We start from the raw sequence: 14,617 nt of genomic DNA, 5'->3' as shown, positions 1-14,617 counted from the left end.
GCACGCGGGGACAGGAGCGCCTATGCAGAATCGGCTTGTGCTCGGCATCCTCAGCCTCTGTCTCGGCGTACTGGTCTTTTCGCTGCAGGACCCGCTGGTCAAGGCGGTGTCGAGCCACTATCCGGTCACCGAGGTGATGGCGATCCGCTCGATCGTCGCCTTGCCGATCCTGGTTTTCCTCGTCCACGCCGATGTCGGATTGCAGGCAATCCTGTCGAAGCGGTTCGGCATGCTGACGATGCGCGCCTTCATCCAGTTCACCTCCTACACGGCCTACTATCTGGCAATCGCCGCCCTGCCGCTGGCTGACGCGGTGGCGCTCTATTTCATGGCGCCGCTGTTCATCATGGCGCTGGCCGGCCCCTATCTCGGCGAACGCGTGTCCTGGCAGGCGCTCGCCACCGTCCTGGTCGGCATGCTCGGCGTGCTGGTGATGGTGCGCCCAGGCGCCGGCCTGTTCGACTGGGCGGCGCTGCTGTCGCTAGGTTCGGCTCTGCTCTACGGTTTCTCGCAGCTGATGGCGCGCAAGATCGGCGACACCGAATCCTCGACAGTCATGGCGTTCTATCAGAACGGCGCCTATCTGGTCGGCGCGGCCTTGGTAGCGGCATTGTTTTGGCTGGCAGGCATTGACCACGCCGTGCATCCGAGCCTCGAGTTCCTCGTCCGGCCATGGGCCTGGCCGGCGACGCCGGATCTCCTCAAGATGGGGGCATGCGGCTTCGTTGCCTCGGCCGGAATGATCCTGTTGTCGCAGGCCTACCGGCTGGCGCCCGCCAACAGCGTCGCCACCTTCGAATACACCGGTATCATCTGGTCGCCGCTATGGGGTTTTCTGTTCTTTGCCGAAATGCCGCGACCAGCGACGGCGGCCGGCGCAGCCCTCATCATCGGCGCCGGGCTTTTTGCGCTCAATGCCGGCCGGCGCCGGAGCGGCGCGCCAGCCATTGCGGCGACCTGCGACCCTGCCTGAAGGCGGTCGGCCTTGGGCGTTAGGCGAAGCAGGCGAGCGCCTGTTCGACGCGGGCGCGGATTTCAGCCAGCGCGAACGGTTTTTGCACGACGTCGAGAATAATGCCGTCCAATTCCTCGGCGCGCTCGCGTTGGTCGGCATAGCCGGTCATCAGCACGATCTTCACCGCCGGGAACAGCGCCACTGCCGCCTTGGCCATCTCGATGCCGTCCATCTCGGGCATGCGGATGTCGGACAGCACAAGGTCGTAGCCCCCCTGCGCCGCCCCGATCAGAGAAAGACCGTGCGCGCCATCGGCGGCAACAGTGACATTATGCCCGGCGCGTTCGAGCGCACGGGCGGCGAGGCTGCGGACGGATTCATCGTCCTCGACGATCAGGAGCTTTGCCATGGGCAGGATATTTGGCGAGGAAAAGTTGATGTTTCCTGAACCGCGAGCGGCGACAACCCAACTAGGCGTCGCCCTTGACGATGCCGACGAACGGCAATTCGCGAAATGCGTGGGCGACGTCCATGCCATAGCCGACGACGAAATAATCGGGGCAGTCGAAGCCGACATAGTCGGCGTTGAGCGTGGTCTGGCGGCGCATGCGCTTGTCGAGCAGCACGGCGATGGCACAGCTCCTCGCGCCGCGCGACAGCATGAGGTCGCGGGTGAAACTCAGCGTTTTTCCGGATTCCAGAATGTCGTCGATGAGAAGCACATCGCGACCGGCGACCTCGTTGTCGATGTCGCGCAGCACCCTCACCTCACCGCTGGTCGTGCCGGCGCCATAGCTGGAGATGAAGATGAACTCGACCTCCGGCGACAGGCCGACATCGTGCATGGCACGGATAAGATCGGCGGCGAAGATGAATGATCCCTTCAGCACCGAGATTACCAGAAGGTCGTGGTAGTCGTGCCCGGCGATCTCCTTGGCAAGTTCCAGGTTCCGCCGCGCAATGGCGGACGCTGAAAACAGGACTTCGATGTCCTTGCCGCGCACAACTGGCATTGGCTGCCCTTCCAGAAATGATCGCCGTGTAGGCGAAGCCGACCGAAACGGTCCTCCACCCCGTTTCTAGGCATGTCGAGCCGGCTGGCAAGGCCAAATCTTTCGCAGGACGCCCGCGAACGGTCGGATGCCCCCAGCGCGTCGCGAATCGGTTACCTGGTGACCTGTTGATTTTCTGGCGCCGTTCTAACGAACCAGCGCATGGCCGCCCGACATCCAGAAGGCGGCAAAGGCGGCGCCGACGCCGACAATCCAGAAGATCGGCCCACCGTGCACCCACAACGGCCGTTCGACGGCGGTTTCGGGCTTGCGCAACATGTCCATGCCTTCGATCGAAGGCGTGGAAATCATGCGGGCAGGCGGCGGCGCAAAGTCTGGGCGTGTAAAATGGCGGGGCAGCACCTCATAGTCGGCATCGATGACGTCGGTGGTCACGTCATGCATGATGCGTTCCGGCTCGGCGGCCGGATCGGTCATGATTTCGCCGGAAACCGGGCGCGCGGTTCGATCCTCAGCCATCATGGCCCGACACTACAGCACCTGTTCGCTGTTCGTTTCTTTTGGGTAAACGGAAATGGTTAACGCTTCCCCACCGGAACCCCTGTCACTCGCTCGAAAAGCCGCCAAATTAACCGTCGGTTAACGATGCCGGCCGATGGTCTTACCACAGAAAGGGCTGGCATCTTGCCGCCAAGAATTTCAGGTCGTCGAAAGTGATCCGCTTCGAAAATGTCGGCCTCCGCTATGGCATGGGTCCGGAGATTCTCCGCGACATCTCCTTGCACATTCCGGAGCGCTCCTTTCAGTTCCTGAGCGGACCTTCCGGCGCCGGCAAGACGACGTTGCTGCGGCTTTTGTTCATGTCGCTGAAGCCGACGCGCGGCCTGATCACCATTTTCGGCAAGGACCGTTCGCGCATCTCGCGCACCGAATTGCCGCATCTGAGACGGCGCATCGGCGTGGTGTTCCAGGATTTTCGCCTGCTCGACCATATGACCACCTATGAGAACGTGGCCTTGCCGCTCCGCGTGCGCGGCCGCGAGGAGGCGACCTACCGCACCGACGTCACCGAGCTGCTGAAATGGGTCGGCCTCGGCGAGCGCATGCATGTGCTGCCGCCGGTGCTGTCTGGCGGCGAGAAGCAGCGCGCCGCCATCGCCCGCGCGTTGATCGAGCAGCCCGAGATCCTGCTCGCCGACGAGCCGACCGGCAATGTCGACCCGCCGCTGGCGCGACGCTTGCTGCGATTGTTCATCGAGCTCAACCGGCTGGGGACCGCCGTGGTGATCGCCACACACGACCTCGGCCTGATGGAACAGGTCGACGCACGGCGAATGATCCTGGCCGGCGGAAGGCTGGACATCTATGACTGAGCTCTCCGTCGAACATTTCGAGGGTCAGGACGCCGCGGCGGCAAAGCCCCGCGTCCAGCGCAAGATGGCGCCGATCGTGCCGGCGCAGAACATCGCCGGCCGGGCGCTGGTGCTGGTCATCGCCATCATGACGTTTCTGTCCTGCCTGACGTTTGGCGCAGTCACGCTGGTGCGTGACACCGCCTCCGTCTGGGAGAACCAGATCTCGCGCGAAGCGACCATCCAGATCAAGCCGGTCGACGGCCTCGACATGGAGGCCGCACTTGCGCTTGCCTCGCAGATCGCCGGCGAATTCCCTGGCGTGAAAAGCGCCAGGATCGTCGATCGCGAAGCAACGGCCCGACTGCTCGAGCCTTGGCTGGGCTCGGGCCTGAACATCGATGAGCTGCCGGTGCCGCGCCTGATCATCATCACCATTGACGAGAACAGTCCGCCCGATTTCGCCGCACTGCGTGCGGCAATCACGCCGAAGCTGCCGAGCGCCTCGCTCGACGATCATCGCACCTGGGTCGACCGGCTGGTTGCCATGGCCCGCACCACGGTAACGATCGGTATCGCAGTGCTGGCGCTGATGCTGTCTGCGACGGTGCTGACCGTTGTATTCGCGACGCGGGGCGCCATGGCCGGCAACGGCCACATCATCGAGGTGCTGCATTTCGTCGGCGCCGAGGCGCGCTTCATCGCGCGCGAATTCCGCCGGCATTTTCTGGTCACCGGTATGAAGGGCGCCGCGGCAGGCGGCGCCGCGGCGATCCTCGTCTTCATCGCCTTCTCCTGGTGGTCGTCACGCAATATGGCGACACCGCAGGCCGACCAGGCGACCGCCCTGTTCGGCAATTTCGCCATCGGCTCGGCGGGTTATCTCGGGGTCGCTGTCATGGTGCTGGTGATCGGCGCGCTGACGGCGGCAACCTCCCATTTCACCGTGGTTACCTATCTCAGCGACATCGATATTCGCCAGCCGGACGCCGGCTAAAGGAAAGATCGATCACGGATGGAAACGCATCGTCACGAAAATTGCATTTTTTTCCTACCAAAGGCCGTATTTCGGGATTAACCATTTCATGATGGACGTTCGGGACTCGACCGATACCGCTGGGTGCATGCCAGTGCTGGTTGCGCGTCCGCATGAATTCGCCGGGCCTGATGAATTTGCCAAGCCGGATCAATCCGCCAAACATGGGCGGCTGCTGGCAGCCCGCTCCTTGCGCCTCTCGGCTCTCCTTCTGGTCGCCCTTGTGGCGTTGTTTGTCGCCGGCTTCGGCTGGTTCGCCAATACCGTCAGCCGTCTGACGACGCCCGCCAATCCGGCAAGGGCAGACGCTATCATCGTGCTGACCGGCGGCCAGTCGCGACTCGACGCTGCTATGGGCCTGCTTGCGTCAGGCAAGGGCGAGCGGCTGCTGATCAGCGGCGTCCATCCTTCCGCCAGCCGCCGCCAGCTTCAAGCCGCGACCGGCGGCGACAAGAGGCTGTTTTCATGCTGCGTCGACATCGACCGCGCTGCGCTCGACACGATCGGCAATGCCGAGGAAAGCGCCAAATGGGTCGAGGACCATGCCTACGGCACCGTCATTCTCGTCACCAACAATTATCACATGCCGCGCAGCCTGCTGGAAATGGGCCGGCTGCTGCACGGCGCAAGGCTCGAGCCCTATCCGGTGGTCAACACCAACCTCGAGAATGGCGGCTGGCTGACCAAGCCGGAAGCGCTGCGTGTACTGTTCACCGAATATAACAAATACCTGCTGGCGCTGGCCCGCGGCATCATGCCGGTGAAGCAAACCGAGAGCGTCGCGCTGGCCGACGCCGCAGGCGGGAGCTGAACGGCACCGGCACTTTTTATTCCCTGGCTCTTATTCCCTGGCTGCTGCATCCGATCGCAAGCGTGCGATCTCCTGTTCGAGCCGTTCGATGCGCTTGTCGCGTTCGCCCAGCGCCGCCGCCACGTCGGCCGCTTCGAAACGCTGCGGGATGTGCTGCGAGCAATTTGAATCCCAAGCCGAAACCGCAAACAGGATAACCTGCTCGGGTCGCGCCTTATAGTCTTGCGGCATCAGCTTTGCGGTCAGCTCGGCATCGCCCTCGACGACTTGCGCTTTGCCCCAGATCTTGATGCGCTGCCGGTGCGCATAATCGATCAGAAACAGGAAAGCCTGTGGGTTGTCGCTGAGGTTGCCCTGGGTGATGAACTGCCTGTTGCCGGAAAAATCGGCAAAGCCGATCGTCCGTTCGTCGAGCACCTTGAGGAAACCGGCAGGCCCGCCGCGATGCTGGATGTAAGGCTGCCCGTCCGCATTGGCGGTCGACAGAAAGACGCTGGTCTGCGCCTCGATGAAGGCGGCGAGATCGGGCGTGATTGCCGCCTGCCAGCTGCCACGCTCCTCGACACGGGCATAGGCCTGGCGCGAGCCCTTGCGGGCCTGGATCGCCTTCACCGTCGGGGTGAAGGCGACATCGCTGGTGTGAGCGTTCATGAAGATCTCCTTAGGCGCCGAGTGCGCTGCATTGTTCGCTTACGAGAATAGGGCCTTCCGTCTTCGAGATGCAGATGCCATATCTGCAACCTATCCTTCCGTTTTTCGGAAGGGCAAATTTTCGGTAGAGCTATGGATCGCCTCCAGTCCATGTCGCTTTTCGTTGCCGCGGCGGAGACAGGCAGCCTCTCGGCTGCCGGGCGTCGCTTCGGCATTCCGCTGACGACGGTCAGCCGCAAGGTTTCGGACCTGGAAAGGCACCTGAAGACACGGCTGTTGAACCGCTCGGCGCGGCAGCTGTCGCTGACCGATGCGGGCCACGCCTATCTCGCCGCCTGTCGCCGTATTCTCGATGAGATCGGCGAGGCCGAGCGAATGGCCGCCGGCGAATACAGCGCCCCGACCGGCGAACTGATCGTCACTGCGCCGATCGTCTTCGGCCGCCTGCATGTGCTGCCGGTCGTCACCGGCTTCCTCTCCGTCTATCCCGAGGTAAGTGTGCGGCTTACACTCGCCGACCGGATAACCCAGCTGGTCGAAGAGCACATCGACCTCGCCATCCGCATCGGCGAGCTTGCCGATTCGAGCCTGATCGCCACCCGCCTGGGTTCAATCCGCCGCGTCGTTTGTGCGAGCCCGGCCTATCTCGCCGAGCACGGCACACCGAAAACGCCGCAAGACCTTGCAGGACACAGTGCAATCACCTTCGAAGGGCTCACCGCCGCCAGTTGGAGCTTCGCCACCGGCAAGGCTGAATTCAGCGTGCCGGTCCGCTCCAGGTTACGGGTCAACACGGCAGAGGCAGCAATCGATGCGGCGATTGCCGGCGTCGGCGTGACGAGGCTGCTTTCCTACCAGATCGCCCCCGCCCTCCGGTCTGGTACGCTGCGCCCGGTGTTGCAGGAGTTCGAGCCAGACCCATGGCCGGTGAGTCTCGTCCATGCCGGCCAGGGTCTGCTGCCAGTGAAACTGCGTGCGTTTCTCGATTTCGCCGCCCCGCGCCTGAAGGAGCGGCTGGCACAGTCGACGTGGTAAATCAGAGCAAAGGAGCGGACACCGGCTCATTGCCGGCCACTGCACCGTTTCCTTTTTGCCGGCGCTTGGTGTAACCAACGCACACCTCCTCACCGGGCACTTGCTGTATGCTCTATTTCCGCTCGCTGGCGTTCAATCTCGCCTTCTACCTCAACTTGATCGTCCAGATGATCCTCTGGACTCCGTATTATTTCCTGTCGCCGCGCCATCGCGCCTGGTTTGTGCCGAAATTCTGGTCGCGCACCAGCATGTGGCTCTACGATAAGGTCGCCGGCACCAGGAGTGAGATCACCGGCCAGGAAAACCTGCCTGAAGGCTCCTTCATCCTGGCGCCGAAGCATCAGTCCTTCTGGGACACGATCGCTTTCCTGCCGTATCTCGACGATCCCGTTTACATATTGAAGCGGGAGCTGACCTGGATCCCGTTCTTCGGTTGGTACATCTTGAAGATGCGGATGATTCCGGTCGATCGCGGCAGCCGCTCGAAGGCATTGAAGATGGTTATCGCCGCGACCAAACAGGAATTGGCGCGCAATCCGCGCCAGCTCATCATCTATCCCGAGGGCACGCGCCGTGCGCCGGGCGACGAACCGGTCTACAAATACGGCATCGTCGAACTTTATGCGCAACTTGGCATTCCAGTGGTGCCCGTCGCTCACGTCGCCGGCCTCTATTGGCCGCGCCGCAAATTCCTGCGCTATCCCGGTACGATCAAGGCGCGCTTCCTGCCGCCGATCCCGCCGGGCCTCGGCAAGGAAGAATTCATGCACCGGCTGATCGGCGAGACGGAAGCAGCCTGCGACCAGCTCCTCGTCGAGGCGTCGCAGACGCCGAACCCGCCGCCGATGCCGCCGACGGCGGTGAAAAGGCTTGGTGAGCTGGACGCGAAACGTGAATTGAAAGGCTGAGACACCCTGCCGCGAACGCCAGAAGGGTTCACGGCAAGGCAGCCAGGCCGGCTGTTGCAATCAGCGTCACCGCAAACACCAGATTGATGATCCGCGACGCCAGCGGTTTGCGCAGCAAACGTGCAAAAGCCGCGCCGGCGAGAAGCCACAAGAGATGAATGGCAACGATCATCAAGGCGAGGACCGCCAGCTTGGCTGAAATAGCAAGACCGCCGGCGCCGGAAGACGCGCCGGCAAACACGGCGGCAATCGCCACATAGCCTTTCGGATTGGCAACGGCCAGAAGGAACCCGCCAAGGAAAGTGGGAAGCGCTGCCCTACCGACGCGTGCCGCCAGTGGCGGCGCCGTCGCTATCTTGAACGCCAGATAGAGGATGTAGGCTGCCGAGGCGACCGCCAACAGCGCTGCGAGCTTCGGCAGCGCGGTGAGAACGGCCATGATGCCCGTCGCCACCACCAAAAGCACGAGGACCGTGCCGACAACGATTCCCGAGGCATAACGGAGCGAATCGCGCAGGCCGAACGCGGCGCCGATCGCGGTGACACTTATCGTCGCCGGCCCCGGGCTGCCCATAACGATGGCCGATGCCAGCACAAGCGCCAGCAATTGCTGCCATAGCTGCTGATCGAGAAGACCCTGTCCGGCCATGCGGCGTCCCCGGCATCCTGTGACGATGCAGGGACGGTAGGGCAAGGCAGCGGCGCGGGTCTTGAACGATCGTGCGCGGCTATGCGCTGGCCTTGTCGAGCTCGGCGATATCGTCCGGGCTGAGCTGCAACGACGCGGCCCGCACCAGGCTGTCGAGCTGGTCGAGCGTCGTCGCGCTGGCGATCGGAGCGGTGACGCCGGGCCGCGCCATCACCCAGGCCAGCGCCACTTCCGCCGGCGTGGCCGAATGTCTGGCCGACACGGCATCGAGCGCTGAGAGGATGCGCATGCCGCGCGTGTTGAGATAGCCTTTCACACCGCCACCGCGCGGGCTTTTGCCGAGGTCGGACTCGCTGCGGTACTTGCCGCTCAAAAATCCCTTGGCGAGGCTGAAGTAGGTGATGACGCCGATGTCCTCGGCCACGCACAGATCGCGCAGCGGACCATCTAAGGACGAGCGGTCGTAGAGGTTGTATTCCGGCTGCAGCACCTCGTAGCGCGGCAGGCCGCGCAGGCTTTCTACGTCGAGTGCGGCGCGCAGTTGGGCGGCGTCGAGGTTGGAGGCACCGGCATAGCGGATTTTGCCCTTGTCGAGCAGTTTCTGATAAGCGCCGAGCGTTTCCTCATACGGCGTCGCCGGGTCGGGCCAATGCGACAGATAGAGATCGACGGTATCGACCTGCAGCCGCTTCAGGGAGGCGTCGACGGCCTTTTCGATATAGGCGGCGGACAGGTCCCTCTTGCCCTGCCCCATGTCCGAACCGACCTTGGTGATGACGACGACCTTGTCGCGGTTGCCGCGGCTCTTCATCCATCTGCCGATGATGGTTTCGGATTCGCCGCCCTGGTGGCCGGCAATCCAGCGCGAATAGGAATCCGCCGTGTCGATGGCGTTGAAACCGGCCTCAATGAAGGCATCGAGTAGGTCGAACGAGGTTTTCTCATCGGCGGTCCAGCCAAACACATTGCCGCCCAGAACCAATGGCGCGATGGATAGGTCGGTTCGACCGAGACGACGTTTCTGCAAGACTGATCTCCATGGTGATTCATGCTGGGGCGGATGGGAGCCGCCGACCGGGCTAACCTATGTCGCGCCGTGGCAACGTCAAACGCATAGCCTCTTTGCCAACCCGCCGGCGCTTCACAAAGCCGCGACCCGCCGCGCCGTGTCCGGCTCAAGGCGCTGGTCCCGGATATCCAAACCAGCAGCCTCTGAAGAAACGATCTGGCAAATTTGGCATATAGATTGTCAAATCTGCCAATTCTGACTTTTGCCAGCCGACCGTAGGTTCCGCCGCGCCGACGCGGTCGGCCGGGCCCAGACTGTTGGCCTGGGATCATTTGTTATGGAGAACGGCATGAAAGCAATCGTATTTGACGCCATCGGTTCGCCGCGCGACGTGCTCTACATGGACGACCTGCCGATGCCGCGCATCGGCGACGGCGAGGTGCTGGTCAGGATGGTCTCGGCTTCGCATCAATCCGGGCGACTTCCTGTTTATCCAGGACCTCTATCCCGAACCGAAGAAGCCGCATTTTCCCCGGCAGATCGCGGGAAACCACGGTGCCGGCATCGTCGAAGCCGTTGGCGCGAACGTCTTGCTGGAACCGGGCACGCTTGTCGCGTTCAGCTATTATGGCAGCTGGGCCGAGTACGCGGCCATTCCCGCCGAATGGCTGATCCCGTTACCTGCGGACTATCCGGTCGAACGCGCCGGGCAGATGGTGAACCCCATTACCGCGTGGGATCTGCTGACGGATTCCCGTGTCCGGCCCAGGCAGTGGCTGGCTGTCACGGCCGGCTATTCGTCGATTTCAACAATGGTGATGCAGTTCGCCCAACGACGCGGCATCAACGTCATCGCGCTTGTGCGGCGCTCGCACCAGAGCTTCGACCTGAAGACGCTTGGCGCCTCTGCCATTCTTGACCTTTCGGACTTGAAGGCAAGTATCCGGGAAGCGGTGATGGATATCACCGGCAGCGCCGGATTGAACGGGATTGTCGACAATGTCGGCGGACCTGTCAGCGGCGAATTGATCCGCACCCTGGCGCTCGGCGGGCAGATGGTGATCAATGGCGGAATGAGTGCCGAGCGCTTCGAACTGCACAATTTCGATGTGCTGCTGAGCGGCGTCGAAATCAGGGCAAATATCTATCGCTACTTCTTTTCGCCGCCTGCCGAAGCCGACCGGCCTGTCCTACGCGAGATCATCGACATCTTTGGCCAGCCGGGCTTCCACGTTCCTGTCGGCGGTCTCCACGCGCTTACCGAGTTCAAGCTTGCGGTGGCAAACAGCCTGGATCGCGCCGATCTTGGTAAACAGATTTTCAGGATGTAGCCCGCGTCACGGCACCGAAAACATCATGATAACGATAAAAGGCGCTACGTCGCCACCCGTCTCGTCACGTCTTCCAGCCAATGATCGCTTATACCCAGTGCTTCGAGGTGCTCCAGCGTGCTGAGCACGTAATCCTCATTCCTCCCCGACTGGCCGACGGCGCCGCGAACGACGGACGCCGCCTCGGCAGGGTCGAGCGCACCAGCATATTGTTCATGGCTGCGATCCACGACATAGGCGATGGCGTCGACCGTCTCGCCCCCATCCGTTTCACTCTTGTCGAGGCGAATGCTGAGCACACGTTCGAGATAGACGTCGGTGACCAGCTCGCGTTCGCGCAGATAGGTGATGACCTCGTTGCGCAGCTCGCCTGGAACCCGGAACGCCAGCCCGATGCAGGAGCCGCCGCGGTCGAGGCCGAGCACCAGGCCCGGCCGCTCGCGCGTGCCGCGATGCACGAAAGAATAGACGCAGAGCGAACGGCGGTAGCCATGCAGGCGGGCACGCCGCGTCTCGACATGCGCAAATCCCGGCCGCCAGATCAGTGAGCCGTAGCCAAAAACCCAAAAATCGCCCATATCGCCAAGCCTGATTGTAACGAACCACTCCACCGGTGGTGTTTCAGTCCGTCTACCTGTTGTTGCCGCAAGCGACAGCCCGCCCGTGCCACCCGCGTTAACGAAAGCCGCAGCATGACGTCAAGTGACGAGCGCCCGCCGCCCAGCCAGCGTCGCCGCCTGTTGTGGCTTGCCGCTTTCATTCTCGTGCTGTTCGGCATCTACAGCGCGGGCTGGTTCTACCTGGCGGATCTGGTCGAGAGCGCCGCCGACAAGGCGGTCGCCGATCTCGATGACAAGGGCATCAAGGCCGACTGTGCCAATCTCGCGGTCAGCGGCTATCCCTTCAGCTTCACCCTTTCCTGCGACAGTCTGGCTTACGAGGACGACAGCCGCAACGTCGCGGCATCGACAGGCAAGATCAACGCTGCCACCCAGATCACGCGGCTTCTGTCGCCTGCCGCCGAGCTCAGGGGGCCACTCAGGACCTCCGTTCCCGGCATGACCCCGCTCTGGATCGACTGGGATGATCTGCGGGCCGACATGAAGCTGTCCTGGCCGCTGCCGAGACGCCTCTCGCTGCAGGCAGAAGGCCTGTCCGGCCAGACCGATCCCGCAGACGATACCGATCCCGTCTCGCTGTTCAGCGCCGGAACTGCCAGCGGGCAATTGCGCCCAAACGGCCCGGACATCGACTATGCCGGCAATTTCACCGATCTCGAAATCGACGCGGCGGCCATCGACGGGCGCGTCTTGCCGCCGCTCGATGGCAGCGGCGATGTGACGCTGAAGAACGGCGTGACGCTGATCATGGCAAACCCGAAGAGCCTGCGCGGCCTCGCGGCCGAAATCCACGAGCTCGATCTGTCGTCCGGAACTGCGCGCATCACCGTTTCCGGACCGCTGTCGGTCGATGACGACGGTCTCATAAATGCCGATCTGACGATCAAGCTCAATGATCCAAAGGCCGTCGCGGCGATCCTTGCCACCGCCATCCCCGAGCAGAAGAAAGAGATCCAAACCGGCTTTGCCGGACTGGCGCTGCTCGGCAACCAGCCGTCGATGCCGCTGAAGATCGTCAGGGGCAAGGCCTCGCTCGGCTTCATCCCGCTCGGCAAGATCAAGCCGCTCGACTAGAGTAATTCCAGGAAAAGGGTGAACGGTTTTCCGTCCGGAATTGCGCAAAAACAAAGAGATAGAGCGGAAACGATGAACCGCTCTAAGCCTGTCTGGACTGCGATTGGCCTGCCGCGGCTTATCCCTTCGGCGGGTGTTCGACTGCCTGGCGACCGAAATCCGGTACGTCGATATCCTGGCCGGCCTCGATGATCGAGCGGCGGACGGCGCGGGTGCGGGTGAACAGGTCGAACAGCTTTTCGCCGTCGCCCCAGCGGATCGCCCGCTGCAGCGAGGACAGATCTTCCGAGAATCGCGCCAGCATTTCGAGGATGGCGTCTTTGTTGTGCAGGCAAACGTCACACCACATCGTCGGGTCGGACGCCGCGAGACGGGTGAAGTCGCGAAAGCCGGAAGCCGAGTATTTGATGACCTCGGACTTGGTCACCGACTCCAGATCGTCGGCGGTACCGACGATGTTATAGGCGATGATGTGCGGCAGGTGCGAAACGATGGCCAGCGTCATGTCGTGATGCTGGGGGTCCATCGTGTCGATGTTGGAGCCGCAGCGGCGCCAGAATTCGGATAGCTTTTCCAGCGCATCGGCATCGGTGCCGGGCAGCGGCGTGAAGATGCACCAGCGGTTCTCGAACAGTTCGGCAAAACCGGCATCCGGTCCCGACTTTTCGGTGCCGGCCAAAGGATGGCCGGGGATGAAGTGCACGCCATCAGGCAGATGCGGCTGCATCTGCGCGATCACCGATGCCTTGGTCGAGCCGACATCGGTGAGGATGGCGCCCTTCCTCAGCGCCGGCGCGATCTCCGCGGCGACGGTACCCGAAGAGCCGACCGGCACCGAAACGACGACCAGATCCGCATCGCGAACCGCCTCTTTCGCATCCGTCGTGTAGGTGTCGCCGAGGGCGAGTAGGCTTGCCCGCGCCAGCGTCGCTTCGCTGCGCGTCGAAATCGCGACTTGGCCGGCGAGCCCCTCGCGGCGGATGACGCGGGCCAGCGACGAGCCGATTAGGCCGATGCCGACCAGCGCGATCTTTTCGAACATCGGTGAGGTCATGGTGTTCTAGCTTTTCAGGAATGTCGCGAGAGCGGCGACAACGCCGCGGTTGGCCTCTTCGGTGCCGATGCTCATGCGCAGCGCGTTCGGAAAGCCGTAGCCGGAAACGCGCCGCAATATGTAGCCGCGCGCACTGAGGTAGTCGTCGGCAGCCGCCGCCGAATGCTTTTTGTCCTCGGGAAAGTGGATAAGGATGAAATTGCCGACGCTCGGTGTCACCCGCAGCCCAAGCCCGCTTAATTGCTCGGTCAGCCATGCCAGCCAGGTCTCGTTATGCGCCACGCTGCGTTCGATGTGGGCACGGTCGCGGATCGCCGCGATGCCGGCCTCGATTGCCGTCGCATTGACGTTGAAGGGTCCCCGCACGCGGTTGATTGCGTCGATGACGTGCATTGGCGCATACATCCAGCCGATCCGCGCCCCGCCCAGGCCCAATTTGGAGAAAGTGCGGGTCATGACCACGTTTTCCGCGCTGCCCACCAACTCGACGCCGGCTTCATAGTCGTTGCGCCGGACATATTCGGCGTAAGCTGCATCCAGCACCAGAAGCACGTTTCGCGGCAGGCCGGCATGCAGGCGGCGCACCTCCTGGAACGGCACGTAGGTGCCGGTTGGATTGTTGGGATTGGCAAGGAAGATGACCCTGGTGCGCGGCGTCACCGCGGCGAGGATCGCATCGATATCGGCGCGTTCATCGGTCTCCTTGACCGTCACCGGGACGGCACCGGCCGACTGTATGTAGATCTTGTAGACCATGAAGCCGTGTTCGGTGATGATGGCTTCGTCGCCGGGCGCGAGGTAGGTCTGCGCCAGCAGGCCCAGAATCTCGTCGGAACCGTTGGAGCAGACGATGTTCGCCGGGTTGAGCCCGTGCACCTCGGCGATCGCTTCCCTCAGGCGCCTGGCGCTGCCGTCGGGATAGACTGCGAGCTTGTCGGCGACCGCGCGCGCGGCCTCTATCGCCTTTGGCGAAGGACCGAGTGGGTTCTCGTTCGACGACAATTTGTGGACCTTGGCGACACCTTCAGGCGCCGCGCTCTTGCCGGGCACATAGGCTTCGATGTCCATGATGCCGGCGCGGGGCCTTGGACGTGTCTGATCCGGTATCTGGCTCATTCC

Annotated in this window: 17 protein-coding genes; 8 read left to right on the top strand and 9 right to left on the bottom strand. The window is 62.9% G+C overall.

Annotated elements, in window-relative coordinates; translation table 11 throughout:
- The first annotated feature begins 22 nt into the window (after nt 1-22).
- Entirely contained in the window at nt 23-973 is a 951-nt protein-coding gene (locus NKH83_RS02375; protein WP_352751160.1) for a DMT family transporter, read from the top strand.
- A gap of 19 nt (nt 974-992) precedes the next feature.
- On the opposite strand, the gene NKH83_RS02370 is transcribed toward NKH83_RS02375, so the two are convergent.
- The 3 genes from NKH83_RS02370 to NKH83_RS02360 form a co-directional block, all read right to left on the bottom strand.
- Nucleotides 993-1,364 (bottom strand): response regulator, encoded by a 372-nt coding sequence (locus NKH83_RS02370; RefSeq protein ID WP_352476273.1) that lies wholly within the window; start codon nt 1,362-1,364, stop codon nt 993-995.
- Nucleotides 1,365-1,425: 61 nt separating this feature from the next.
- Nucleotides 1,426-1,968, bottom strand: coding sequence for a hypoxanthine phosphoribosyltransferase (hpt, locus tag NKH83_RS02365; protein WP_254816654.1), 543 nt, complete (start codon nt 1,966-1,968; stop codon nt 1,426-1,428).
- Nucleotides 1,969-2,154: 186 nt separating this feature from the next.
- Nucleotides 2,155-2,445, bottom strand: a complete 291-nt coding sequence (locus NKH83_RS02360) for a hypothetical protein (protein ID WP_352801913.1) — start codon at nt 2,443-2,445, stop codon at nt 2,155-2,157.
- Between the two features lie 236 nt (nt 2,446-2,681).
- On the opposite strand from NKH83_RS02360, the gene ftsE reads away from it, so the two are divergent.
- From ftsE to NKH83_RS02345, 3 genes are all read left to right on the top strand, one after another.
- Complete coding sequence (gene ftsE, locus NKH83_RS02355) at nt 2,682-3,341, top strand: cell division ATP-binding protein FtsE (RefSeq protein WP_023677923.1); 660 nt, start codon at nt 2,682-2,684, stop codon at nt 3,339-3,341.
- The gene (locus NKH83_RS02350) at nt 3,334-4,317 is read left to right on the top strand and encodes a cell division protein FtsX (RefSeq protein ID WP_254816652.1); all 984 of its coding nucleotides are present in this window, start codon (nt 3,334-3,336) and stop codon (nt 4,315-4,317) included. The genes ftsE and NKH83_RS02350 overlap by 8 nt, the downstream gene beginning before the upstream one ends.
- A gap of 88 nt (nt 4,318-4,405) precedes the next feature.
- The gene (locus NKH83_RS02345; protein ID WP_352801911.1) at nt 4,406-5,167 is read left to right on the top strand and encodes a YdcF family protein; all 762 of its coding nucleotides are present in this window, start codon (nt 4,406-4,408) and stop codon (nt 5,165-5,167) included.
- A 30-nt stretch (nt 5,168-5,197) separates the two neighbouring features.
- Here NKH83_RS02345 and NKH83_RS02340 read toward each other — a convergent pair whose 3' ends face one another.
- On the bottom strand, nt 5,198-5,818 hold the full coding sequence (locus NKH83_RS02340; protein ID WP_352649315.1) for a pyridoxamine 5'-phosphate oxidase family protein: 621 nt from the start codon (nt 5,816-5,818) through the stop codon (nt 5,198-5,200).
- Between the two features lie 132 nt (nt 5,819-5,950).
- Here NKH83_RS02340 and NKH83_RS02335 point away from each other — a divergent pair, with 132 nt between their 5' ends.
- Nucleotides 5,951-6,853, top strand: a complete 903-nt coding sequence (locus tag NKH83_RS02335) for a LysR family transcriptional regulator (protein WP_352801909.1) — start codon at nt 5,951-5,953, stop codon at nt 6,851-6,853.
- 107 nt (nt 6,854-6,960) lie between these two features.
- A complete protein-coding gene (locus tag NKH83_RS02330) occupies nt 6,961-7,761 on the top strand; it encodes a lysophospholipid acyltransferase family protein (RefSeq protein ID WP_352505091.1) in 801 nt (266 codons plus the stop codon).
- Between the two features lie 28 nt (nt 7,762-7,789).
- Here the strand turns inward: NKH83_RS02330 and NKH83_RS02325 are convergent, their stop codons facing one another.
- Both NKH83_RS02325 and NKH83_RS02320 read right to left on the bottom strand, forming a co-directional pair.
- Nucleotides 7,790-8,410: a LysE family translocator gene (locus NKH83_RS02325; RefSeq protein WP_352801907.1), complete on the bottom strand. Its 621-nt coding sequence runs from the start codon at nt 8,408-8,410 to the stop codon at nt 7,790-7,792.
- 79 nt (nt 8,411-8,489) lie between these two features.
- Complete coding sequence (locus NKH83_RS02320; protein WP_352801905.1) at nt 8,490-9,437, bottom strand: aldo/keto reductase; 948 nt, start codon at nt 9,435-9,437, stop codon at nt 8,490-8,492.
- Between the two features lie 347 nt (nt 9,438-9,784).
- On the opposite strand from NKH83_RS02320, the gene NKH83_RS02315 reads away from it, so the two are divergent.
- A complete protein-coding gene (locus NKH83_RS02315; RefSeq protein WP_352801903.1) occupies nt 9,785-10,750 on the top strand; it encodes a zinc-binding dehydrogenase in 966 nt (321 codons plus the stop codon).
- Between the two features lie 44 nt (nt 10,751-10,794).
- Here NKH83_RS02315 and NKH83_RS02310 read toward each other — a convergent pair whose 3' ends face one another.
- Nucleotides 10,795-11,328: a gamma-glutamylcyclotransferase gene (locus NKH83_RS02310; RefSeq protein WP_352801901.1), complete on the bottom strand. Its 534-nt coding sequence runs from the start codon at nt 11,326-11,328 to the stop codon at nt 10,795-10,797.
- Nucleotides 11,329-11,442: 114 nt separating this feature from the next.
- Between NKH83_RS02310 and NKH83_RS02305 the strand changes: the two genes are divergently transcribed.
- The gene (locus NKH83_RS02305) at nt 11,443-12,444 is read left to right on the top strand and encodes a DUF2125 domain-containing protein (protein WP_352801899.1); all 1,002 of its coding nucleotides are present in this window, start codon (nt 11,443-11,445) and stop codon (nt 12,442-12,444) included.
- 118 nt (nt 12,445-12,562) lie between these two features.
- Here the strand turns inward: NKH83_RS02305 and NKH83_RS02300 are convergent, their stop codons facing one another.
- Nucleotides 12,563-13,498, bottom strand: a complete 936-nt coding sequence (locus tag NKH83_RS02300; RefSeq protein ID WP_352801896.1) for a prephenate/arogenate dehydrogenase family protein — start codon at nt 13,496-13,498, stop codon at nt 12,563-12,565.
- A 6-nt stretch (nt 13,499-13,504) separates the two neighbouring features.
- Nucleotides 13,505-14,614 carry a histidinol-phosphate transaminase gene (hisC, locus tag NKH83_RS02295; protein ID WP_352801894.1) on the bottom strand — a complete coding sequence of 370 codons (1,110 nt, stop codon included), beginning with the start codon at nt 14,612-14,614 and terminating at the stop codon, nt 13,505-13,507.
- Nucleotides 14,615-14,617 lie beyond the last annotated feature (3 nt).

Origin of the sequence: Mesorhizobium sp. M0909 (assembly GCF_040319515.1) — a bacterium.
Taxonomy (GTDB): Bacteria; Pseudomonadota; Alphaproteobacteria; order Rhizobiales; family Rhizobiaceae; genus Mesorhizobium.
The sequence above is the reverse complement of the archived record's forward strand: the minus strand, read 5'-3'. Positions and strand labels throughout refer to the sequence as shown.

Excerpts from the sequence above, each read along its gene's own strand:
- NKH83_RS02335 (WP_352801909.1), top strand. The coding sequence starts at position 5,951 with ATGGATCGCCTCCAGTCCATGTCGCTTTTCGTTGCCGCGGCGGAGACA.
- NKH83_RS02345 (WP_352801911.1), top strand. The coding sequence starts at position 4,406 with ATGATGGACGTTCGGGACTCGACCGATACCGCTGGGTGCATGCCAGTG.
- hisC (WP_352801894.1), bottom strand. The coding sequence starts at position 14,614 with ATGAGCCAGATACCGGATCAGACACGTCCAAGGCCCCGCGCCGGCATC.
- NKH83_RS02375 (WP_352751160.1), top strand. The coding sequence starts at position 23 with ATGCAGAATCGGCTTGTGCTCGGCATCCTCAGCCTCTGTCTCGGCGTA.
- NKH83_RS02350 (WP_254816652.1), top strand. The coding sequence starts at position 3,334 with ATGACTGAGCTCTCCGTCGAACATTTCGAGGGTCAGGACGCCGCGGCG.
- hpt (WP_254816654.1), bottom strand. The coding sequence starts at position 1,968 with ATGCCAGTTGTGCGCGGCAAGGACATCGAAGTCCTGTTTTCAGCGTCC.
- NKH83_RS02340 (WP_352649315.1), bottom strand. The coding sequence starts at position 5,818 with ATGAACGCTCACACCAGCGATGTCGCCTTCACCCCGACGGTGAAGGCG.
- NKH83_RS02360 (WP_352801913.1), bottom strand. The coding sequence starts at position 2,445 with ATGACCGATCCGGCCGCCGAGCCGGAACGCATCATGCATGACGTGACC.
- NKH83_RS02325 (WP_352801907.1), bottom strand. The coding sequence starts at position 8,410 with ATGGCCGGACAGGGTCTTCTCGATCAGCAGCTATGGCAGCAATTGCTG.
- NKH83_RS02310 (WP_352801901.1), bottom strand. The coding sequence starts at position 11,328 with ATGGGCGATTTTTGGGTTTTTGGCTACGGCTCACTGATCTGGCGGCCG.
- NKH83_RS02305 (WP_352801899.1), top strand. The coding sequence starts at position 11,443 with ATGACGTCAAGTGACGAGCGCCCGCCGCCCAGCCAGCGTCGCCGCCTG.
- NKH83_RS02370 (WP_352476273.1), bottom strand. The coding sequence starts at position 1,364 with ATGGCAAAGCTCCTGATCGTCGAGGACGATGAATCCGTCCGCAGCCTC.
- NKH83_RS02330 (WP_352505091.1), top strand. The coding sequence starts at position 6,961 with ATGCTCTATTTCCGCTCGCTGGCGTTCAATCTCGCCTTCTACCTCAAC.
- NKH83_RS02300 (WP_352801896.1), bottom strand. The coding sequence starts at position 13,498 with ATGACCTCACCGATGTTCGAAAAGATCGCGCTGGTCGGCATCGGCCTA.